General features: G+C 67.3%; 18 protein-coding genes and 1 tRNA gene. 11 read left to right on the forward strand and 8 right to left on the reverse strand.

The window, feature by feature from the left end; translation table 11 throughout:
• Window positions 1-17 precede the first annotated feature (17 nt).
• The gene (gene smpB / locus LCM32_RS08950) at window positions 18-491 is read right to left on the reverse strand and encodes an SsrA-binding protein SmpB (RefSeq protein ID WP_224820709.1); all 474 of its coding nucleotides are present in this window, start codon (window positions 489-491) and stop codon (window positions 18-20) included.
• 128 nt (window positions 492-619) lie between these two features.
• Between smpB and LCM32_RS08955 the strand changes: the two genes are divergently transcribed.
• Window positions 620-1,648 carry an NADP-dependent oxidoreductase gene (locus LCM32_RS08955; RefSeq protein ID WP_224820710.1) on the forward strand — a complete coding sequence of 343 codons (1,029 nt, stop codon included), beginning with the start codon at window positions 620-622 and terminating at the stop codon, window positions 1,646-1,648.
• 112 nt (window positions 1,649-1,760) lie between these two features.
• Here the strand turns inward: LCM32_RS08955 and LCM32_RS08960 are convergent, their stop codons facing one another.
• The 4 genes from LCM32_RS08960 to ade form a co-directional block, all read right to left on the reverse strand.
• Window positions 1,761-2,822, reverse strand: a complete 1,062-nt coding sequence (locus tag LCM32_RS08960; protein WP_224820711.1) for an acyl-CoA dehydrogenase family protein — start codon at window positions 2,820-2,822, stop codon at window positions 1,761-1,763.
• 1 nt (window position 2,823) lies between these two features.
• Complete coding sequence (locus LCM32_RS08965) at window positions 2,824-4,011, reverse strand: acyl-CoA dehydrogenase family protein (protein WP_224820712.1); 1,188 nt, start codon at window positions 4,009-4,011, stop codon at window positions 2,824-2,826.
• A 1-nt stretch (window position 4,012) separates the two neighbouring features.
• Window positions 4,013-6,112, reverse strand: a complete 2,100-nt coding sequence (locus LCM32_RS08970; RefSeq protein ID WP_224820713.1) for a 3-hydroxyacyl-CoA dehydrogenase NAD-binding domain-containing protein — start codon at window positions 6,110-6,112, stop codon at window positions 4,013-4,015.
• A 164-nt stretch (window positions 6,113-6,276) separates the two neighbouring features.
• Window positions 6,277-7,977, reverse strand: coding sequence for an adenine deaminase (gene ade / locus LCM32_RS08975; RefSeq protein ID WP_224820714.1), 1,701 nt, complete (start codon window positions 7,975-7,977; stop codon window positions 6,277-6,279).
• Between the two features lie 157 nt (window positions 7,978-8,134).
• Here ade and LCM32_RS08980 point away from each other — a divergent pair, with 157 nt between their 5' ends.
• Window positions 8,135-8,830, forward strand: coding sequence for a fumarylacetoacetate hydrolase family protein (locus LCM32_RS08980; protein ID WP_224820931.1), 696 nt, complete (start codon window positions 8,135-8,137; stop codon window positions 8,828-8,830).
• Window positions 8,831-8,833: 3 nt separating this feature from the next.
• On the opposite strand, the gene LCM32_RS08985 is transcribed toward LCM32_RS08980, so the two are convergent.
• Window positions 8,834-9,436: a Pr6Pr family membrane protein gene (locus LCM32_RS08985; protein WP_224820715.1), complete on the reverse strand. Its 603-nt coding sequence runs from the start codon at window positions 9,434-9,436 to the stop codon at window positions 8,834-8,836.
• 224 nt (window positions 9,437-9,660) lie between these two features.
• Between LCM32_RS08985 and LCM32_RS08990 the strand changes: the two genes are divergently transcribed.
• The 6 genes from LCM32_RS08990 (at window position 9,661) to LCM32_RS09015 (ending at window position 16,436) form a co-directional block, all read left to right on the forward strand.
• Window positions 9,661-10,422 carry a DUF1028 domain-containing protein gene (locus LCM32_RS08990; protein WP_224820716.1) on the forward strand — a complete coding sequence of 254 codons (762 nt, stop codon included), beginning with the start codon at window positions 9,661-9,663 and terminating at the stop codon, window positions 10,420-10,422.
• 100 nt (window positions 10,423-10,522) lie between these two features.
• Entirely contained in the window at window positions 10,523-11,008 is a 486-nt protein-coding gene (locus LCM32_RS08995; RefSeq protein ID WP_224820717.1) for a MarR family winged helix-turn-helix transcriptional regulator, read from the forward strand.
• Window positions 11,005-12,888 carry an FUSC family protein gene (locus tag LCM32_RS09000; protein WP_224820718.1) on the forward strand — a complete coding sequence of 628 codons (1,884 nt, stop codon included), beginning with the start codon at window positions 11,005-11,007 and terminating at the stop codon, window positions 12,886-12,888. Before LCM32_RS08995 ends, LCM32_RS09000 begins: the two co-directional genes overlap by 4 nt.
• 402 nt (window positions 12,889-13,290) lie before the next feature.
• The gene (locus LCM32_RS09005) at window positions 13,291-13,548 is read left to right on the forward strand and encodes a hypothetical protein (RefSeq protein WP_224820719.1); all 258 of its coding nucleotides are present in this window, start codon (window positions 13,291-13,293) and stop codon (window positions 13,546-13,548) included.
• A gap of 319 nt (window positions 13,549-13,867) precedes the next feature.
• Window positions 13,868-14,749 carry a LysR family transcriptional regulator gene (locus LCM32_RS09010; protein WP_224820720.1) on the forward strand — a complete coding sequence of 294 codons (882 nt, stop codon included), beginning with the start codon at window positions 13,868-13,870 and terminating at the stop codon, window positions 14,747-14,749.
• Between the two features lie 172 nt (window positions 14,750-14,921).
• A complete protein-coding gene (locus LCM32_RS09015) occupies window positions 14,922-16,436 on the forward strand; it encodes a phospholipase D-like domain-containing protein (RefSeq protein WP_224820721.1) in 1,515 nt (504 codons plus the stop codon).
• A gap of 182 nt (window positions 16,437-16,618) precedes the next feature.
• Here LCM32_RS09015 and LCM32_RS09020 read toward each other — a convergent pair.
• Window positions 16,619-16,704 (reverse strand) — tRNA-Leu (locus LCM32_RS09020).
• Window positions 16,705-16,853: 149 nt separating this feature from the next.
• Between LCM32_RS09020 and LCM32_RS09025 the strand changes: the two genes are divergently transcribed.
• Window positions 16,854-17,837, forward strand: a complete 984-nt coding sequence (locus LCM32_RS09025; RefSeq protein ID WP_224820722.1) for a complex I NDUFA9 subunit family protein — start codon at window positions 16,854-16,856, stop codon at window positions 17,835-17,837.
• An 80-nt stretch (window positions 17,838-17,917) separates the two neighbouring features.
• Here LCM32_RS09025 and LCM32_RS09030 read toward each other — a convergent pair whose 3' ends face one another.
• The gene (locus tag LCM32_RS09030; RefSeq protein ID WP_224820723.1) at window positions 17,918-18,718 is read right to left on the reverse strand and encodes an undecaprenyl-diphosphate phosphatase; all 801 of its coding nucleotides are present in this window, start codon (window positions 18,716-18,718) and stop codon (window positions 17,918-17,920) included.
• Window positions 18,719-18,946: 228 nt separating this feature from the next.
• Here LCM32_RS09030 and LCM32_RS09035 point away from each other — a divergent pair, with 228 nt between their 5' ends.
• Both LCM32_RS09035 and LCM32_RS09040 read left to right on the forward strand, forming a co-directional pair.
• Complete coding sequence (locus LCM32_RS09035) at window positions 18,947-20,386, forward strand: NAD(P)-dependent oxidoreductase (RefSeq protein WP_224820724.1); 1,440 nt, start codon at window positions 18,947-18,949, stop codon at window positions 20,384-20,386.
• 42 nt (window positions 20,387-20,428) lie between these two features.
• A complete protein-coding gene (locus tag LCM32_RS09040) occupies window positions 20,429-20,869 on the forward strand; it encodes a GFA family protein (RefSeq protein ID WP_224820725.1) in 441 nt (146 codons plus the stop codon).
• Window positions 20,870-20,882 lie beyond the last annotated feature (13 nt).

A 20,882-nucleotide genomic window follows, 5' to 3' on the forward strand; every position in this document is an offset into this window, starting at 1 on the left:
GAGGGCTGGCGGAAACCCTAGTGGTTTTCGCGCAGCAGGCGCTGTTTCTGCCGGTTCCAGTCCCGCGCGGCCTCGGTTGCGCGCTTGTCGTGGGTCTTCTTGCCCTTGGCGATGCCGATCTTCACCTTCACCATCCCGCGGTGGTTGAAGTACATCACCAGCGGCACCAGCGTCATGCCCTTGCGCCCGGTGTCCTGCCACAGGCGGGACAGTTCGCGCTTGGAGACCAGCAGCTTGCGGCGGCGGCGCTCCTCGTGGCCGAACATGGCCTGCTCGTAGGGCGCGATGTAGCTGTTCACCAGCCAGAGCTCGCCTTCCTCCACCGCGGCATAGCTTTCCGCGATGTTGGATTGCCCGGTACGCAGGGATTTCACCTCGGACCCGGTCAGCACGATGCCGCACTCGAGGTCTTCCTCGATGGCATAATCGTAGCGGGCGCGCCGGTTCTCGGCGATCACCTTGTAATTCGGGTCTGTCGGTTTCTTGGCCATGGTCGCGCTCCTCTACACCAAGCCGCGCGGGCCGTCCATGTTCCCGGCATGACGCAGCGTTGGTGAAGGGCCCTATATTGGGTCGCCTGCCCCCGCGCGCTAGGGTTTGCCGGGAGAAGGAGTACCCCATGACAGAGATGATGCAACGAATCGCGCTGGCGAGCCGCCCGGCGGGCGAGCCCACGGCCGAGAATTTCCGCCTCGAGAAGAGCGCCCTGCCGCAGCCCGGCCCGGGCGAGGTGCAGGTGCGCTGCCACTACATGTCGCTCGACCCCTACATGCGCGGCCGCATGAGCGACGCGGAAAGCTATGCCGAGCCGGTGGCCATCGGCGAGACCATGACCGCCGGTGCCGTGGGCGAGGTGATTGCCTCGAACCACCCCGGCTTCGCGCCGGGCGATTTCGCCCTCGGCATGTTCGGCTGGGCCAGCCACGGCGTCCAGCCCGGCGACCAGCTGCGCAAGGTCGATCCGCAGGCTGCGCCGATCTCCACCGCGCTCGGCGTGCTGGGGATGCCCGGCCTCACCGGCTGGTCCGGCCTCAGGGCCTATGGCAAGCCGCAGGCGGGCGAGACGCTGGTGGTCGCGGCGGCGACGGGGCCGGTGGGCTCGATGGTGGGCCAGCTCGCCCGGCTCGCGGGCTGCCGGGTCGTCGGCGTCGCGGGCGGGGCCGAGAAGTGCCGCATCGCGACCGAGACCTTCGGTTTCGACGCCTGCATCGACCACCGTGGCAAGGACGCCCGTGCGATGCGCGAAGCCCTGGCCGAGGTCTGCCCCGAAGGGATCGACATCTACTTCGAGAACGTGGGCGGCGCGGTGCTGGGCGGCGTGCTGCCGCTGATGAACCTGCACGGGCGGATCATCGTCTGCGGCATGATCGCCTGGTACAACGGCGCCGAGGACGACCCGACCGCCCAGATGCCTCTTGCCGCGCTATGGCGCCGCACGCTGGTCAAGCGCCTGCAGATCAACGGTCTGCTGGTGGGCGATCACTTCCACCTCTTCCCCGACTTCGCCAAGGAGGTCGCCCCCCTCGTCGCCTCCGGCGAGATCGCCTACCTCGAGGATGTGGCCGAGGGGCTGGAAAACGCGCCCGCGACCTTCATCAAGCTCCTCAAGGGCGGCAACACCGGCAAGCAGGTGGTCAAGCTCATCTGACGCGAAAGGGCCCCGGCACTGCCGGAGCCCTTCATCCACTGTTCCGAAATATCCCGGGGGGTGCGGGGGGCTGGCCCCCCGCCAGCCTGCGTCTTGCGCTCAGGCCGCCCGTTCAGGCCGCCATCACCCGCGACAGGTGATAATCCGTATCCCCCAGCTGCGCGTCGATCATGACGATCCGCTTGGCGTAATGCGCGCCGGGATATTCCCAGGTCATCGCGATGCCGCCATGCATCTGGATCGCTTCCTCGGCCACCAGCCGGCCTGCGCGGCCGATCAGGTTCTTCGCCATCGAGGCATAGCGCCCCGCATCGGGCCCGCCCAGTTCCGCCGCCGCCTTGATGGTGATCGAGCGCGCCTGCTCGATCTCCGTCAGCATGTCCACCGCACGGTGCTGCAGCGCCTGGAAGGAGCCGATCGTGCGGCCGAACTGCTTGCGCTGCCCGAGGTAGTCCACGGTCATCCGGTGCAGCACGTCCATCAGCCCCACCGCCTCGGCGCAGAGCGCGACGATCCCCGCCGCCTGTGCATCTTCCAGCGCGGCGCGGGCATCGGCCAGCAGCAGCCTGCCCGGCGTGGCGTCCAGCACCACCTCGGCCGCGCCGCCGCCGTCGATCATGCCGTAGCCGGTGACCGAGGCCTCCGCCGCCGTCACCTCGAAGAGCGCAATCTGCCCGTCGAGCCTTGCCGCCACCAGCAGCCGGTCGGCGGCCTGCCCGCCATAGACCGCGCTCTTGCGGCCGGTGAGCGTGTAATCCTCGCCGGCCAGCGTCGCGGTGCAGGCGATCCCGTCGAGGTCGTAGGGCGCATCCAGCTCCCCCACGGCCACGGCATAGGTCACGGCGCCCGACATCAGGTCATCCGCATCGGCGCTCGCCGCGGCCAGCAGGCGCGCGCCCATGGCGGCCCCCAGCAGCGGCTCGGGGCAGAGCGCGCGGCCCATGGCCTCGAAGACCACGGTGATGTCGAAGCCGGAGCCGCCAAAGCCGCCCTGCTCCTCGGTGCCGAAGGCATAGAGCGCGCCCAGTTCCGACAGGCCGGCCCAGAGGGCGGGATCGTGGTAGGGCGCCTCGTAGGCGACCTTGGTGCGGTGCTCGAAGGGGCATTTGTCCGCGAGGAACCGGTTCAGGCTGTCCGACAGCATCTGCCGGTCTTCGGTCAGATCGAAGTTCATGTCACAGCTCCAGCATGGTCTTGGTGAGGATGTTGCGCTGGATCTCGTTCGACCCACCGTAGATCGAGGTCTTGCGCCCGTTGAAGTAGCGCGCGGCATTGTTCGCCGCCTCGACCGGCGCCAGCATCAGGTTGCCGTCGGTGATGTGACCCGGGAAGGGCGCCGACGAGGGGCCGAGCGCCCGGCGCGCCAGATCGCGCAGCTCCTGCATGATGACCGTGCCCTTGATCTTGAGGATCGAGGTCTCGGGCCCCGGCGCGCCCTGTTTCTGCGCCGTGTAGAGCATCCGCAGGTTGGTGATCTTCATCGCCTCGAGGTCGATTTCCACCTGCGCCACGCGGGCGGCGAAAAGCGGGTCCTCGATCAGCGGGCGGCCGTTGCGCGTGGTGCGGCGGGCCAGCGTCTTCACCTCCTCCAGCGCCTGCATCGAGAAGCCGACACCGGCGATGTTGGTGCGCTCGTGGGTCAGCAGGTACTTGGCGATGGTCCAGCCCTGGTTCTCCTCGCCCACGAGGTTGGTGACCGGCACGCGTACGTCGGTGAAGAAGACCTCGTTCACCTCGTGGCCGCCCTCGATCAGACGGATCGGCCGGACCTCGATGCCGGGCGTGTCGATGTCGATCAGCAGGAAGGAAATCCCCTGCTGCTGCTTCACGTCCGGGTCGGTCCGCACGAGGCAGAAGATCCGGTTGGCGTGCTGGCCCAGCGTGGTCCATGTCTTCTGACCGTTCACGACGTACTCATCGCCGTCGCGCACCGCGCGGGTCTTGAGCGAGGCAAGGTCGGAGCCCGCGCCGGGCTCGGAATAGCCCTGGCACCACCAGTCGTCACCGTTGAGGATGCGCGGCAGGTAATACTCCTGCTGTTCCTTGCTGCCGAACTTCTGCAGCACCGGCCCCAGCATGGCGAGGCCGAAGGACAGCGGGCGCGGCGCATAGGCGCGGCAGGCCTCCTCCTCGAAGATGTGGCGCTGTACCGGGCTCCAGCCGGTGCCGCCGAACTCGACAGGCCATGTGGCGGCCAGCCAGCCCTTGGCATTCAGGATCGTGTGATAGCGTTCCAGCATCTCCTTGCCCAACTCGCTGCCGTTGCGCACGGCGGTGCGGATGTCCTCGGGCATGTTGTCGGCGAAGAAGGCGCGCACCTCGTCCCGGAAGGCGATGTCCTCGGGGGAATAGCTCAGATCCATCTCAGCTCTCCTTGTTCAGATCGGCAAAGGTGGTCCCGTCCGCGGCCATCTTCCGCAGCAGGGCAGGCACCTGCCAGTAGTAGTCATCTTCCTGCGCATAATGCTCGATGCGCTCGATCAGGGTCTTGGCCCCGATGGTATCGGCATAATGCAGCGGGCCGCCACGGAACCGCGGGAAGCCGTAGCCGAAGAGGAAGACCATATCGACGTCCACGGGGCGGCGGGCGGTGCCGTCCTCGACCACGCGGGTGGCCTCGACGATCATCGCGGTCATGTAGCGGTCCACGATGTCCGCGTCGGTGAAGGGATGCTCGAGGCTGCCCTCTTCCTTGCGCACGTCGTCGATGATCCGCAGGGCGCCGGGGTTGGGCACCGGCGCGCCGGTGTCATAGAGGTAGTAGCCCTTGCCGGTCTTGCGTCCGAACCAGCCCTGTTCGCAGATCCGGTCCGCGATGGTCCCGGCATAGCGCTGCTCGGGATCGCGGGTCGCGGCCTTGCGCTTGCGCGTGGCCCAGCCGATGTCGAGGCCCGCGAGGTCGCCCACCTTGTAGGGGCCCATGGCAAAGCCGAAGTCCTCCAGCGCGTGGTCGATCTGTTCCGGCGAGGCGCCGTCGAGCACCATGTAATCCGCGACCAGACGGTAGTGGGCGAGGATGCGGTTGCCGATGAAGCCATCACAAACGCCCGCGCGCACGCCGACCTTCTTGAGCTTCTTGGCCAGCAGGAAGCCGGTGGCCGTCACATCCGCCGCGGTCTTGTCGGCCACGACGATTTCCAGCAGGCGCATGATATGGGCCGGGCTGAAGAAATGCAGGCCGATCACGTCCTGCGGGCGCGCGGTGGCCGCAGCGATCTCGTTCACGTCGAGGTAGGAGGTGTTCGAGGCGAGGATCGCCCCCGGCTTGCAGATCGTGTCGAGCTTGGTGAAGATCTCCTTCTTCACCGCCATCTCTTCGAAGACCGCCTCGATCACCATGTCGACGGGCGCGAGGTCGTCCATCTTCAGCGTCGGCAGCAGCTTGGACAGCGCCGCATCGCGTTTCTGCGCGCTCATCTTCCCGCGCGAGACCGCGCCGTCGAGGTTCTTGGTGATCGTGGCGACGCCCCGGTCGAGGCCGTCCTGCGCAACTTCGACCAGCGTCACCGCGTAACCCGCGGTCAGCAGCGCCGTCGCGATGCCGGAGCCCATGGTGCCGCCGCCGATCACGCCGATGCTCTCCAGCGGACGGGTCGGGCCCTTGGCCTCGGGGATGTTGGAGACGGCACGTTCCCCGAAGAAGGCATGGATCAGCCCGCTGCGTTGCGGGGTCTCGATGCAGTCGAAGAAGGCCTGTCGCTCGAACTTCAGGCCCGCGTCCAGCGGGCCGGTGGAGGCCGCGACCGCCTCGACGCATTTCAGGGGCGAGAAGAGGTGCGGCTGCTTGGCCTTCAGCATGGCGGCGGCGTCTTCCAGCACCTGATCGTCGGGGGTGACCTGCAGGTCGCAGGTGCGGCGGGTGGGCAGGGTGCCGGCGATCACCTCCTGCGCGGCGGCAATGGCCACGTCGCGCGGGGTGCCGGTGGTGATGCGGTCGATCGCGCCCTTTTCCAGCGCCTCCGCGGCCGAGACCTGACGGCCCGACAGGATCACCTCCAGCGCCCAGGGGATATCGGTCAGACGGGGCAGGCGCTGCGTGCCGCCCGCGCCGGGCAGGATGCCCAGCAGGACCTCGGGCAGGCCGACGCGGGCGCCTTCGATGGCCACGCGGGCATGGGACGAGAGCGCCAGTTCGAAGCCGCCGCCAAGGGCGGTGCCGTGAATCACGGCGATCACGGGCGTCGGGTTCTGTTCGATGCTGTTGAGGACGGCAGGAAGGATCGGCTCCCGCGGGGGCTTGCCGAATTCGCGGATGTCGGCGCCCGCGACAAAGGTCCGCCCGGCGCAGTAGAGGCCGATGGCCTTGGCCGTGCCGCCTGCGGTGATCTCTTTCAGCGCGGCGTCCAGCCCGGCCCTGACGGGATAGCCGGTGGCATTCACCGGCGGGTTGTCGATGCAGATCAGCGCGACGTCGCCCACGTATTCCACCGTGACGACGTTGTCGGTTGTCGCTGCCGTGTCCATGACGGACCTCTCCTCCTGATGTCTCCTCCGTGATGGCAGGCGCAGGGCATCGCCCGGCGCGCCATCGCGGGCCAAGGTAGGGGAGCAGACGGGTTCGGTCAATCTGCGGAATGATTTTTTGCACTGCGGAAGTTGACGACCCGAAACGGCCTTCCGCCCCGGGGTTAACCCGGGATGATTTCGAATTTCACCACGTCCACCATGCCGCGATCCGTGATCTTCAGCGCCGGAATCACCGGCAGCGCCACGAAGGCCAGTTGCAGGAAAGGTTCCTCCAGCACGACGCCGAGGCTCTTGGCCGCCGCGCGCAGGTCGATCAGCCGGTCGCGGACCTCCTCGAAGGGTTCAAGGCTCATCAGCCCCGCCACCGGCAGCGCCAGTTCGGCCAGCACCGTGCCGTCGCGCACCACGACGAAGCCGCCCTCGATCTCGCCCAGACGGTTCGCGGCAAGCGCCATGTCGTCGTAGTCCGCGCCCACCACGGCGATGTTGTGGTGATCGTGGCAGACGGTCGAGGCGATGGCCCCATGTTGGAGGCCAAAGCCCTTCACGAAGCCGGTGGCGATATTGCCGTTGATCCCGTGGCGTTCCACCACGGCCACGCGGATCAGGTCACGGGCGGTGTCGGGGCGCTTGTCGCCGTCCTCGATCGGGATCTCCTCGCGCAGGTGCTCGGTGATGATCTTGCCCTCCACCACGCCGATGACGTCCGTCATGGTCTGGTTCGAGGTGGCGCGGAACGAGGTCGCCGTGACCTTGGGCGCCTTGACCGAGTTGCGCCCCACGGGTGGCGCGATCTGGCGCGTGGCAAAGGCCGCATCATTCACCACCACGCCACCGGCCAGCACCATCTCGGCCCGGCAGTCCTTCAGCGAGGAGAGCGCGACGATATCCGCCCGCTTGCCCGGCGCGATCTGGCCACGGTCCTTCAGGCCAAAGGCCTCGGCGGCGGAGAGGGAGGCCGCACGATAGGCCGCCAGCACCGGCGTGCCATGGGCGATCATCCAGCGGATCATGTAATCGAGGTGGCCATGTTCGCCGATGTCCAGCGGATTGCGGTCATCGGTGCACAGGCACATGTAGGCCGAGGTGATATCGGTCAGGATCGGTTGCAGCGCCGCCATGTCCTTGGAGACCGAGCCCTCGCGCAGCAGCACCCGCATCCCCTTGCGCAGCTTCTCCAGCGCCTCTTCCGCCGTGGTCGCCTCATGCTCTGTCCGGATGCCGGCGGCGACATAGGCGTTCAGGTCCTTGCCCACCAGCTGCGGGCAGTGGCCGTCGATGTGGCCGCCGCGGAACATCTCCAGCTTGGCCATGCAGCCCGGGTCCTGGAAGATCACGCCGGGGTAGTTCATGAACTCCGCCAGCCCGATGACCTGCGGGTGATCGCGCAGCGGCGCGAGGTCCTCCGCCTCGATCCGGGCGCCCGCCGTCTCCATGTGGGAGGAGGGCACGCAGGAGGACAGGTTCACGCGGATGTCCATCACCGTCTGGGTCGCGCTGTCGAGGAAGTACTGGATGCCCTCCACCCCGATCACGTTGGCAATCTCATGCGGGTCGCAGATCGCCGTGGTGATCCCGCGCGGGCCGACGCAGCGGTCGAACTCATGCGGCGTGACGAGGGAGCTTTCGATGTGCAGATGCGTGTCGATAAAGCCGGGGACCAGCGTCAGACCGGTGACGTCGATCACCTCGACCCCGTCGTAATCGGCGCCGATGCCGACGATCGTGTCGCCGCAGATCGCCACATCGCCCTCGACGAAGGCGCCGGTGACCACATCCAGCACGCGTCCGCCGCGCAGAACCTTGTCCGCGGGCGCGTCGCCGCGACCCTGCGCGATCAGATCGGAAAGGGGCATCGTCATGGGGCGTCTCCTGTACAGCTGCGCCGCCAAGCCTCCCGCAATCCGCAGGGCCTGTCCAGCGGTGCCCGTCATCGGTGTCCTTCGGGCAGGGGGCGCAGAGAGTGGCTTCTCAGGCGCGCGGGAACGTGGCAGGTAACTGGTATATTAGTGTAAAGGAATCGCCATGAGCCTCTTCGATCTGCCGCCGATCCCCGACATTCCCGTGCTGGGCGAAGGCGAGGGCTACCCGGTGCGCCGCATCTTCTGCGTCGGGCGCAACTATGCCGCCCATGCCGCCGAGATGGGCTATGAGGTGGACCGCGAGTCGCCGTTCTATTTCACCAAGTCGCCTGCCAACATGGTGCTGACCGGCGCGGCCACGCCCTATCCCGGCGGGACCGAGGATTACCATTTCGAGATCGAACTAGCCGTCGCCATGGGCGCGGAGGTCTTCCAGTGCACCCCGGAGGAGGGCGCCGCGGCGGTCTATGGCTATTGCGCCGCGCTCGACATGACGCGCCGCGACCTGCAGATCCGTGAACGCACCAAGCTGCGCCCGTGGTCGCTGGGCAAGGATGTGGAGCAATCCGCCGTCTTCGCACCGATCACCAAGGCCGCGGACTTCACCCCCGGGGCACAGCGCATCTGGCTGGACCAGAACGGCGAGACGAAGCAGGACAGCACGCTCGACCTGCTGGTGCACAAGGTGCCCGAGATCATCGCCCACCTTTCGACCTTCTATCACCTGCGGCCCGGTGACCTGATCATGACGGGCACGCCCGAGAACGTGGGCCCCGTTCAGCCGGGCGACGTGCTGGAGGCCGGGGTTGAAGGGCTGAGCCCGATCTCGCTGACCATTACCGAGATGGCCTGAGCTTTAGCGGAACAGCCGGCCTGCGAAGATCAGGGCGAGGCCGCCGAGATAGAAGGCGGCCCCCAGCCCGAGGATGTAGAGCACCAGCCCCCCGGTGCCGACGGCGCCGGGGTTCAGGAAGTAATAGGGATAGGCGTCGCCGCCCTGTGCGCGGGCAAAGACATAGGCGACATAGCCCAGCGGATAGGCCAGCCAGATCAGGGCATGGCGCTGTCCCAGCCGCGCCTTGGGCGCGAAGATGACCCACCACAGGCCGACCGCCGCGGGCACGTAGCTGTGCAGCCCGAGGTCCGCCAATCGCCCGATCTGCCGTGGTCCGGGCTCCCCCGCCAGAAGCAGCCAGTAGACCGCGCTGACGATGCCGATCCAGAGGGTCAGCGCTATGAGCCAGCCGGGCCGGGCCCGCGCGCGGCCCAACCCGATGGCGAGGAAGGTGCCCGCCACCATGAGGTTCGTCGTGATCGTGAAGAAGCGGAGCAGCCGCCAGCCGACCTGAAGCGGGCCGAGGTGCGGATTGTCGAGCGAGGTGTCGATGAACTCCCCGGCCAGCGACAGGGCGGCGAGGCATCCGATGAGGGCGGCGCTGAGGCGGGCAAGACGGGTCATCGGACCCACGTCGCAGGTCGCAGCGCCGGTGGCAAGCGGGCATCGGGCCGGGCGTGTCGCCGCGCCTTGGTCTTGAGGCCCCGATCCTCTGGCCAAGCCCGGCGCCGCATGGCTAGACTATGCACAATCGGATACCGGCTCTGGCGGGGTGCCCGCTGGCATGTCACGCCGTGGCGGGCGGGCGGGCCCTTGCTGCGCCGCTGGGTGCCGGCCGTGGAGGATGCATGACCTTTTCGATCATCGGGCATTGCCCGCAAACCGGGGCCTTCGGGGGCGCTGTCACCACTTCGGACCTCGCTGTCGGGAACCGGTGCCTCCACCTCGCCCATGGGCGCGGCGCCGTCCTGTCGCAGCATCGCACTGACCCGCGTCTTGGGGCGCTGGGCCTGCGGCTGTTGCTGGAGGGGCTGAGCGCGCAGCAGGTCGTCGCGGAAATCGCGGCCGCCACCCCGGATATCCACTGGCGCCAGATCGGTGTCCTCGACGCGGCGGGGGGCAGCGCCGCCTACCACGGCGCCAGCCTCTATTCGATCCACACGGACAGCGCCGGGCGCGACTGCCTCGCGCTGGGCAACATCCTCGACAACGACCGGGTGACCGATGCGATGGCGCGGGCCTTCGGGGCCGCGGCCACGCTCCCGCTTGCCGAGCGGTTGATGCGCGGGCTGGAGGCCGGGCAGGCGGCGGGCGGCGAGATCTTCGGGCCGTTGCAATCCGCGGCGCTGCAGGTGACGGGGCCCGACGACATCGCGCAGGTGGACCTGCGGATCGACATCTCCGCCGGCTGTGCCCTTGCCGACCTGCGCGCGCTTCATGATGCCTACCAACCCCGCGCCGCAGGCCTGCGCCGTGTCGCACTCGCGCCCGACGAGGTGCCGGTGAACGCCGCCCTCTTCGAGGCCAGCCTCGACCGGATCGACGCGCTCGGGCTGGCAGACCGCTTCCCGTCGCGCCGGAACCGGGATCGCTGGCGCATCGGCTCCTGACGGGCGGTCAGCCCTTCGCCGGATGCAATGCGGGCATGCGGGCAGATGATTTGGCTCAAAATGATTTGAGTGCCAAATCAATTTGAGGCAAGCAGCCGGGATGACCGACAGCCTTGTTGCCCCTCTCCCCGCCCCAGTTCCCGCCCGCGAGCGGATCGGCTTCTCCTTCGTCACGCTGGCCCGCCGCTGGCGGCGCGTGATCGACCATGCCCTCGCCCGCGAGGGCCTGACGGACGCCAGCTGGTCGCCCCTGATCCACCTCGCCGAGGGCGGTGACGGCATCTCGCAGAGCGAGTTGGCGCAGCGGATCGGGCTCGACGCCTCGTCTCTCGTGCGGCTGATCGACCTACTGGCCGAGCGTGGCTTCGTCGAGCGCCGGGTGGACCCCAACGACCGGCGCGCCCGCCTCATCATGCTGACCCCGGAGGGCGAGGCAGAGGTCGCCCGCACCCGGGCCCACATCCACGAGATCGAGGCGCTGATGCTCGCCGATCTCTCCGAGGAGGACCTCGAAGAGATGATGGCGGCGCTGGATAAGATCAGTGCGCGGGTTCAGGTCCTTCTTGAGAAGGAGGCCGCGGAATGAGCACGCTTCTGACCCGCGCAGGCTTCGACGAGGGCCGTCTGGCCTATGCCATTCGGACCGCGATCGCGGCCTCCATCGCCTTCGTGCTGGCCTGGTGGCTTGGCCTCGAACATCCGCAATGGGCCGGCATGGCCGTCTGGGCGGCCTCCCAGCCGACCCGGGGCCAGCTGATGGAGAAGAGCCTGTTCCGGGTGGTCGGCACCGTGATCGGGTCGATTGCCGGGGTGCTTCTGGTGCTGGGCAGCCATGTTCACCCGGCGCTGCTGGTCGTGGGCCTGTCACTCTGGGTGGCGCTCTGCACCGGGGCGGGGAACCTCGCGCGGGGGTTCGTGGCCTATGGGGCCGTCCTCGCGGGGTACACGGCGGCGATGGTGTCGCTGTTGGATGCGGCGCATCCCGATCAAGTGCTGGCGCTTGGCGCGGACCGGATGGCGACGGTGCTGACCGGCGTCGTGGTGGCCGCGGCCATCGGCTATGTCTTTGCACCCCCGGCGGATGGCGGGGGGCTGCGCAAGCGGGTGATCGCGCTGCTCGCAGATCTGCTGGACCGTGCCGCGCGGCCCGCGCCGGCCCATGCGGATGCGGCGGATCAATCCCTGCTGCACCGCATCGCCGAGGCCGAAGAGATGCTGGATGCCCATGGCGCCGGGTCGATCCGCTCCCGGCGGATGGTGCGTGCGACACGCGACCTGCTGATCGCCGCGATTGCCCTGTTGCTCTGGCGCCGCGGGCGCGGGCGGACGTTTGACAGCGGTGTCAGTGCCGCGGGCCTTCAGGACGCGGCGCAGGCGCTCCGCGCCGGGCAGTTCGGCAGTGCCGCCCGCGCGCTGGAGCAGGTGGCCGCCGCGGGCAATGACGTGTCCGAGGCCGGCCTCGACGCCGCGCTTGCCCCGCTGGCCGCGGCGCTGCGGGCGTGGTCCCCGGAAGGGCCCGACCGGGCAGAGCCCGCCCTGCCGCAGGTGCTTCACCGTGACTGGGTCGGCGCGCGCGAGGCGATGATCCGGGCGGGGGGCACGATGCTGGTCTTCGGGGCGATCTGGCTGGCGACGGGCTGGCAGGCGGGTGCCTTCATGCTGCTCGGCCTCTCGGTGATGCTCTCGCTCTTCTCGACCTTCCCGAGCCCGACCCAGATGATGCGCTTCGTCTTCGTGGGCCAACTGCTGGGGGTACTGGGGGCGCTGGCGTGCCGCTGGCTGGTCTGGCCGCTGGCGGGAAGCGAGCTTCAGATGATCTTGCTTACCCTGCCGTTCATTCTGCTGGGGCCGCTGCTCGTCGGGCACCGGCGCACGACCGCCGCCAGCTTCGACTACAACATGGTGGTGCTGCTGATGCTTCAGCCGCATTGGCCGCTGGAGGGCAGCTTTGCCCATTCCGCGATGGCGGGGCTGGCCGTCGTGGCGGCGCCCTTGGCGGCGTTCCTTGCCTACAGCTTCATCTACCCCGCCTCGCTGCGCCGCCGGTCCGAGACCATGCTGGAGATGATGCGGCACGATCTGGCCGATCTGGCCGCCGATCCGCAGGCGCTGCAACGCCGGACGACGTGGCAGGCGCGCCTCTATCACCGCACGCTCCGGCTCGTGCGGAGCTCCGAGCGGTCCGCCCGTGCCAACGAGGCGGCGCTGGAGGTGAGCCTTGCGCTGCTCACGCTGGGGCACGCCGTGTTCTATTGTCATGGCCTGCTGGCCGACCCGGCGACCACGGCAAGCGACCGGCGTGCGGCACGCGCGGCGCTGGCACGGGTGGCACAGTTCCGGGTGCGCCCGGAGCGGGCGGGCAGCGCGCTGTCGCATCTCGCGCTGCGCCGCCGCACGGGCGAGGCAGAGATGCTGCGCGCCGCGGCGGCTGGCATCCGGCTGGTGGCGCCACGGCCCACCGCCTGACCGCCGCGTCAGGGGGGGGACTGCCGCCGCTGCTGTCCCGCGTCGTCAAGGCGAGGTGAGCCGCGGTGCGCCTCCGTCCCGGCCCCCGGGTCCATTGCCGAACAATGATAGGGCTGTCTGATCGGCCCTGTTGAACGGCTGTCCTGTGCCGCCCTTGTGAGGTGACCGGCGGGGGCAGGCAGTTTAAGCTGCAAAAGCATGGGCACCCGGACCGGCGCTCCGGTCAGGTGCTGCGATGACGGTTTTTAATTATGTCGATCTATCGAATAATGATTGCGATGATTTGCATCTAATGGTGGATGATGGGCGTTCCCATATCATGTGTATAAGAAGCGACGGCATCCAGCAGGATGCGGCGCCTTACCCCTAGAGTTTACCCCGGATTTAACGAGGAGACATGTTATGAATTTCGCTGCAATCACCGCAATCGCGCTGATGCTCTCGGTCGGAGCGGCGGCAGCAAATACGCAGCCGGTGCAGCCTGAAAAGGCCCCCGCGCCCGCGCCGACGACGCAACCGGCACAGCCCTCGGGCACTACCCGCGGACACGTCGAGATGCGCAAGGCGAGCGAAGTCTATTCGCCCTTCGAGCGTGCAGAACTTGGCCTGCGGGCGGATGAGCTCATCCCCGTCACGACATTCTCGCGCTCGGGGCGCTGAGCGCCCGATTTGAACTGATCACATCTTGAGGGAGTGCCGCAGGCCCCATTGGGGCGGCGTCCCGTCCATTTCTTCGATCCCACCTCCTGAGCCGTCGGCGCGGGGGCCTCTGCGAGGCTGCCCGTCCCTTCGACCCTGTCCGGCAAATGCGCCGCGGTCCTGCCGCGTTGCGCGACGCCCGGCGCGCGCCTGCGCTGCTGGATGCTGGACCCATTGTGCATTATCATTGGTCAATGGCGACGGAATTGATGGGCCAGGTTGCGCGCTGACGTGCGCGGCTGGCTGGGCTCGGAGCCTTGAAACAGGAACAGACATTACCATGGATACCGTTGCTCTGAAGGCCTATGCGCTGATCGTCGAGGAAGGCAGCTTCTCAGCTGCTGCGCGGCGGCTCGGCATTTCGAAAAGCATGTGCTCCAAGCATATCAGCGACATCGAGGCGCGGCTTGGCGCCCGGCTGCTGACCCGTTCCACCCGGTCGGTCCGGCCGACGGCGATCGGGCTCGATTACTACGGCAAGGTGCGCCGCATCCTCGACCTCCTGATCGAGGCGGACGAGAGCGTGAAGGCCGAGGTCAATACCGCCTCCGGGCGGCTGAAGATCGGCGCGCCGCTCTCCTACACCAACTCCGTGTTGCAGTCGCATATCATGCGGTTCTCGCAGGCCTATCCCGCGATCCAGCTGGAAATGGTGCTGGACGACGGCATGGTCGATCTGATCTCGGAGGGCTATGACGCCGCGGTCCGGGTCGGTGAGCTGAGTGACAGCGCCCTTCATGCGCGTCGGATCGACAGCGTTTCGACCTTCATCGTGGCCGCGCCGGAGTATCTGAAGGAATATGGCACCCCGGAACGCCCCGGCGACCTCGCCCAGCATCGTGCGCTGCATTACACCAACATGCGCGGTGCGGGCACATGGCCTTTCCGGCTGGGCCGCGAGGTGCAGCATCAGAAGGTCCACCCGTCCTTCATGGCCAACAACGGCGAGATGATCCGCGCCGCGGCCGTGGCCGGGATGGGGCTGGCCTATATGCCCGAGTTCCTGATCCGCAAGGACGTGGAGGATGGACGGCTGGTCAGCGTGCTGACCGAGTACGAGATGCCGGAACTGCCGGTGAGCATCGTCTACCCGTCGAAGAGGAACGCCTCCGCAGCGCTCAAGGTCCTGCTGGAATTCGCCCCCCGGATGGAGGTTCGCTGACACCAAGGCGACCGGAACGGCCCGCGCCGATCCGGTCGTCGCACTTGCTCACGGCGGCATCTGGTGCTGCGCCGTTTCCTGTATAGCTCGCGCATCTCCTTGATTTCAGGTGCGTTGCGGCGTTTCATGGCTGCCATGGTGCGCGTTGGACGCGCAGAGGTGGGTGAGTGTCATGATCGGGTTTCGGGTTTCAAACGGTTTCGGGGTGTGCGCAGGCTGGCTGCGAGGCATCGGGCTGGGGGCAGTGCTCTGTGCGCTGTCTGGCTGTGTCACGCTCGATGCCACCGTCTCGCGCAACGAGCCCCAGCCGCTGGTCGAGGTGCCCGTGCTGGCCTCCAGCGGGGCCGCGCCGACGCGTGTCGTGCAGCTTGTCGAGGGGAATGACGCCCTTGGCGCGCGGCTGAGCATGATCGCCCGTGCCCGTCATCGCATCGACATCCAGACCTTCCTCGTGCGTCCCGACATGGCCGGGGCGCTCGTGTCCCTCGCGTTGATCGAAGCCGCGGACCGCGGTGTCGCGGTCCGGCTGCTGGTGGATGATGCCATGACCACCACGCGCGATTCCCAGCTGGCCTTCCTGTCCTCGCATCCGCGGATCAGCGTCCGGGTGTTCAACCCGCTCGGTGTTCGGTCGTCCAAGGCGCTCAGCTACATGATGGATTTCCCGCGGGTGAACCGCAGGATGCACAACAAGACCTTCATCGTTGACGGGCGCCACGCCATCATGGGCGGGCGCAATATCGCGGATGAATATTACCAGATCGACACCAGCTCCGAGTTCGCGGATTTCGACCTCTTCCTGACCGGCGGAGCAGTCTCTGGCCTATCAGACGTCTTCGAGCGCTACTGGGGGGACGCGTGGTCCCTGCCGGTGGAGGCCTATGCCCGGCCGGCCCGCACCGACTTCAAGGCCGTCGTCGCGGAGGTGCTGGCGCGGAACGCCGAACGCGGGGCCGGGGATGTCTACCGGCACGCGGTCGAGTCGACCTATCTCCAGGATGTGCTGTCTGGCCGCCGGGCGCTCTATCCCGCCACGGCCGAGGTGCTGGCCGATACGCCCGACAAGCTGCGCCAGAAGGTGCGTGGCGGTCCCCGGCTGCTGGCCGAGGGGCTGATGCAGCGGATCGCGGCGGCGCAGAAGCAGGTGACGATCATCACGCCCTATTTCGTGCCCGAGGAGTGGGGCGTCTCGCTGCTCGAGGGGCTCGCGGCGCGGGGTGTGCAGGTGCGGGTCGTGACCAATTCCCTCGCCGCGACGAACCACCCTTACGTGCACGGCGGCTACCTTCCGCACCGCGAGCGGCTGCTGAAGGCGGGCGTGTCGCTCTACGAGGTGAAGCCCTATCTCGAAGGGTCGGAGGACCGGCATCTGACCATGCACACCAAGCTGGTGCTGATCGACGATAGCGAGACCTTCGTCGGGTCGATGAACTTCGATCCCCGCTCGATCAAGGTGAACACGGAAGTCGGGGTGCTGGTGCACAGCCCCTCCCTGACGCGGGACATGCTGGCAGGGCTGGAGGATGACATCGCCCGGCTGACCTATCGCCTCTCTCTCGACGCCGAGGGCCGGGTGACCTGGGTCGCGGGAAGCGGGGCTACCTTCCGGGATGAGCCCCACGCCGGGGGCTTCCGCAAGTTCGTGGCGCATATGGCCTGGCTGCTTCCGGTGGAGGGGCAGTTGTGACGTCAGGGAACTGCGTTTCAGGGCGGCGCGCGGGTGACGAAGCGGCCTGGCGTGCAAGGTGTCGGGGAGAGGTCCGTGAGAGCGCCCGGTCAGGCTGCCAGCAGCGGATGCCGTGTTGCCGACCCCCCAGAAACAAGAAAACCCCTGATAATCATAAATCTATGATTATCAGGGGTTTACTATGGTGCCCAGGAGAGGACTCGAACCTCCACGACCGTAAGGTCACTGGCACCTGAAGCCAGCGCGTCTACCATTCCGCCACCTGGGCAGGTGCCGTGGAGGGGCGTATATTGGTGCGCGCGGGGGGTGTCAACGGACTTTTTGCAGGTTTTTATCCATTCTCTTCTTAACGCCTTGCCCGGGCCCGGGTGGAGGTCTAGGAACAAGGGGAAAGCGCGGTAGCGGGGAGATTTCTTCATGGCAAAGCTGGTGACGATTTTTGGCGGCTCGGGCTTCATCGGGCGCTACGTGGCCCGTCGTATGGCGCAGGATGGCTGGCGCGTGCGCGTCGCGATGCGCCGCCCGAACGAGGCCGGTTTCGTCCGCACTTACGGTAATGTCGGCCAGGTTGAACCTGTGTTCTGCAACATTCGCGACGACGACTCGGTTCGCGCGGTCACCCGTGGCGCCGATGCGGTGGTCAACTGCGTGGGCGTGCTGGTCGAAAGCGGCAAGAATTCCTTTGACGCCGTGCAGGGCGAGGCCCCGGGCCGGATCGCCCGGATCGCGGCAGAGGAGGGCGTGGCCTCCATGGTGCATCTGTCGGCCGTCGGCGCCGATGCCGAGTCGGCGAGCGCCTATGCCCGCACCAAGGCCGCGGGCGAAGAGGCCGTGCAGGCGGCCTTCCCCGGCGCGGTGATTCTGCGCCCCTCCGTGGTCTTTGGGCCCGAGGACGAATTCTTCAACCGCTTCGCTGCCATGGCGACCCGCGGCCCGGTCCTGCCCGTCGTGGGGGGTGACACGAAGTTCCAGCCGGTCTTCGCTGATGACGTGGCCGCGGCGGCGCAGCTTGGCGCCGAAGGCAAGGCGGGCGCGGGCATCTACGAACTGGGCGGTCCCGATGTCGTGCCCTTCCGCAAGCTGATGCAGGACATGCTGGCAGTCATCCGTCGCAAGCGGATCATCGTGAACATGCCCTTCGCCATCGCGGGGATGATCGGCGGTGCCTTCGACCTGCTCCAGAAGATCACGGGCGGCCTGCTGACGAACAAGGTGCTGACCCGCGATCAGGTCCGCAATCTGAAGTCGGACAACATGGTGTCCGAAGGCGCCAAGGGCTTTGCCGATCTGGGGATTTCCCCGGTGGCCTACGAGGCGGTGCTGTCCAGCTATCTCTGGCGCTACCGCGAAAGCGGCCAGTATTCCGACATCAAGAATTCGGCCCGCAACCTCAACGTCTGAGGCTCAGACCTTAGACACGGCCCTGAACGACAAAAGACCCTGCCTCGGCAGGGTCTTTTCGATTTCGCCAGTGCGATCCGTCAGGCGTAGACCCAGACCAGCAGCGCCACCCCGAGCACCAGCCTGTAGATGACATAGGGGGTGTAGCTGACGCTGCGCAGCAGGCGCATCATCAGGGTCAGCGCGACGAGGGCGGAGAGGAAGGCGAAGAGCGCCGCAATACCCATGTCGCGGAAGGAGGCCTCGTGCGTCGCCACGACCTCTGCTGCAAGGTAGAGCGCGCTGGCGATGATCGTCGGGATCGACATCAGCATCGAGAGCTTGGCCGCGTCGCGCCGGGTATAGCCCAGCATCAGCGCCGAGGTGATCGTGATGCCCGACCGCGACGTGCCGGGGATCAGCGCCACCGCCTGCCACAGGCCCATGATCAGCGCATCCCGCACCGTCCACTCGCGGTCCTCCTTCAGGCCGCCCTTCCGCTGGTCGGCCCAGTAGAGAAGCAGGCCGAAGCCGATCATCGTCGCGGCGATCACCGTGGCGGAGCGGAGCAGCTCATCAAGCCCGGTCGCCTTGAGGATCAGGCCGAAGAGCACCACCGGAATCGTCGAGATGATCAGCAGGAACGCCAGTTTGGCGCCCGGGGTGTCCATCCTGCCGGTGAGGGCGCGGGGCAGCCCGATCGCCGCGTCGCGCACATCGGCCCAGAAATAGAGGATCACGGCGCCCAAAGTTCCGACATGAACTGCTACATCTATGGCCTGACCCTGATCCGACGCTCCTGTCAGGGCGGGAATCAGGATAAGGTGCCCGGAGGACGAGATCGGGAGGAATTCAGTCACCCCCTGAACGACCGCCAGAAGCAACAGATGGAGGAGAGTCATCGAGGGGCTCCGATGTCTGCGAGAGTCGTGGCCACCTTTACCGGGTCCCGTAAAAATTGAAAGACATACGGTAGGTATCGATCCGGACCTAATTTTTGACGAAAAAATGCCGGAGGCTGCTCCGGAGCGGTGCTTTTATCATATATAAGTCAGCATTTCTGACTTTTATTCCCTCGGGACATTCCGTAAAGAGGTCTCCGATCTAGGGACTCCAGGAAAGGCAGCGACGTGGCGAAGCAACCTATGCTGAAATTCGTGACCGTTGAGCGCGACATGCCCGAGAAGCGTGGCGCCGACACGCGGAACAAGGATTTCGACGAAATCTATGCTGAATTCGCCAAGGCGAAGGCCGAGGAGCAGGCAAGCCGCTGCAGCCAATGCGGTGTGCCCTACTGCCAGTCGCATTGCCCGCTGCACAACAATATTCCCGACTGGCTGAAGCTGACGGCGACCGGCCGCCTTCAGGAGGCCTATGAAGTCAGCCAGGCGACCAACACCTTCCCCGAGATCTGCGGCCGCATCTGCCCGCAGGACCGCCTGTGCGAAGGCAACTGCGTCATCGAGCAGTCGGGCCACGGCACTGTGACCATCGGCGCCGTCGAAAAGTACATCACCGATACCGCCTGGGAAGAGGGCTGGGTCAAGACCATCACCCCCGCGCTTGAGCGCGACCAGTCGGTGGGCATCATCGGCGCGGGCCCGGGTGGCCTTGCGGCGGCTGACGCGCTGCGCCGCGCGGGCGTGCAGGTCACGGTCTATGACCGCTACGACCGCGCCGGCGGGCTGCTGACCTACGGTATCCCCGGCTTCAAGCTGGAGAAGGACGTGGTCATGCGCCGGATCGAGCAGCTGGAGAAATCCGGCGTCGAATTCGTGCTGAACTGCAATGTCGGCGAGGACCTGTCCTTCGACGCGATCCGCGGCAAGCATGACGCCGTGCTGATCGCCACCGGCGTCTACAAGACCCGCGACCTGACCGGCCCCGGGTCCGGTGCCGACGGCATCGTGCGCGCCATCGACTATCTCACTGCCTCGAACAAGGCGTCGAACTTCGGCGACGAAGTGCCCGAGTTCACCAGCGGCGAGCTGAACGCCAAGGGCAAGAAGGTCGTGGTCATCGGCGGTGGCGACACCGCGATGGACTGCGTCCGTACCGCGATCCGTCAGGGCGCCGAGTCGGTCAAATGTCTCTACCGCCGCGACCGCGCCAACATGCCTGGCTCGCAGCGCGAGGTGCAGAACGCCGAGGAAGAGGGCGTGGAATTCGTCTGGCTGTCGGCGCCGAAGGCCTTCGCCGGTGACAGCGTCTCGTCCGTGACCGTGCAGAAGATGCGCCTCGGTGCACCGGATGCCTCGGGCCGTCAGAGCCCCGAGGTGATCGAGGGCGCAGACTACGTCGAAGACGCGGATCTGGTCATCAAGGCGCTCGGCTTCGAGCCCGAGGACCTGCCGACGCTCTGGGGGCAGCCGGAATTGGCCGTGACCCGCTGGGGCACGATCCGCGCCGAATACGGCACCGGCAAAACCAGCCTCGATGGCGTCTATGCGGTGGGCGACATCGTGCGCGGCGCTTCGCTGGTGGTCTGGGCGATCCGCGACGGGCGCGACTGCGCCACCGCGATGCTCGACTACCTCAACAACGGCGCCGAAGCGGTCGCCGCCGAGTAAGCACTTCGGCCCCGGCGCGGACCGGATCAGGGAGACGGGAAGATGGAGACCATTCAGGGTCACTGCCTCTGCGGCGCCGTCACCATCACCCTGACGGAATACCGCGCCGAGGTCGGCGTCTGCCACTGCGCCATGTGCCGGCGCTGGAGCGGCAGCGCCTACGCCTTCTTCACCGCCCCCGATGACGCGATCCGCGTCGCGGGGGAGGTGCGCACCCACCGCTCCTCCTCGTTCTCGCAGCGGAGCTTCTGCCCCACCTGCGGCAGCGGCCTCTGGCTGAAGGACGACGGAGCGGAGGAGACGGAATTCTGCGCGGGCCTCTTCGAGGCGGCCCGCGACTTCCCGCTGATCAGCGAAGCCTACGTGGATCAGCACCTGACCGCTCTCACCCTCGAGGGCGACCATCGGCGGGTGACTGCCGAGACCTATGAAGAGAAGTTTCCCTTCGTCCCCACGGCCGAGTTGCCGCAAGGACGGACCTGAGAAGGAGCCAGCC

It is taken from the genome of Pseudooceanicola nanhaiensis, assembly GCF_020171315.1.
GTDB classification, from domain to species: domain Bacteria; phylum Pseudomonadota; class Alphaproteobacteria; order Rhodobacterales; family Rhodobacteraceae; genus Pseudooceanicola; species Pseudooceanicola nanhaiensis_A.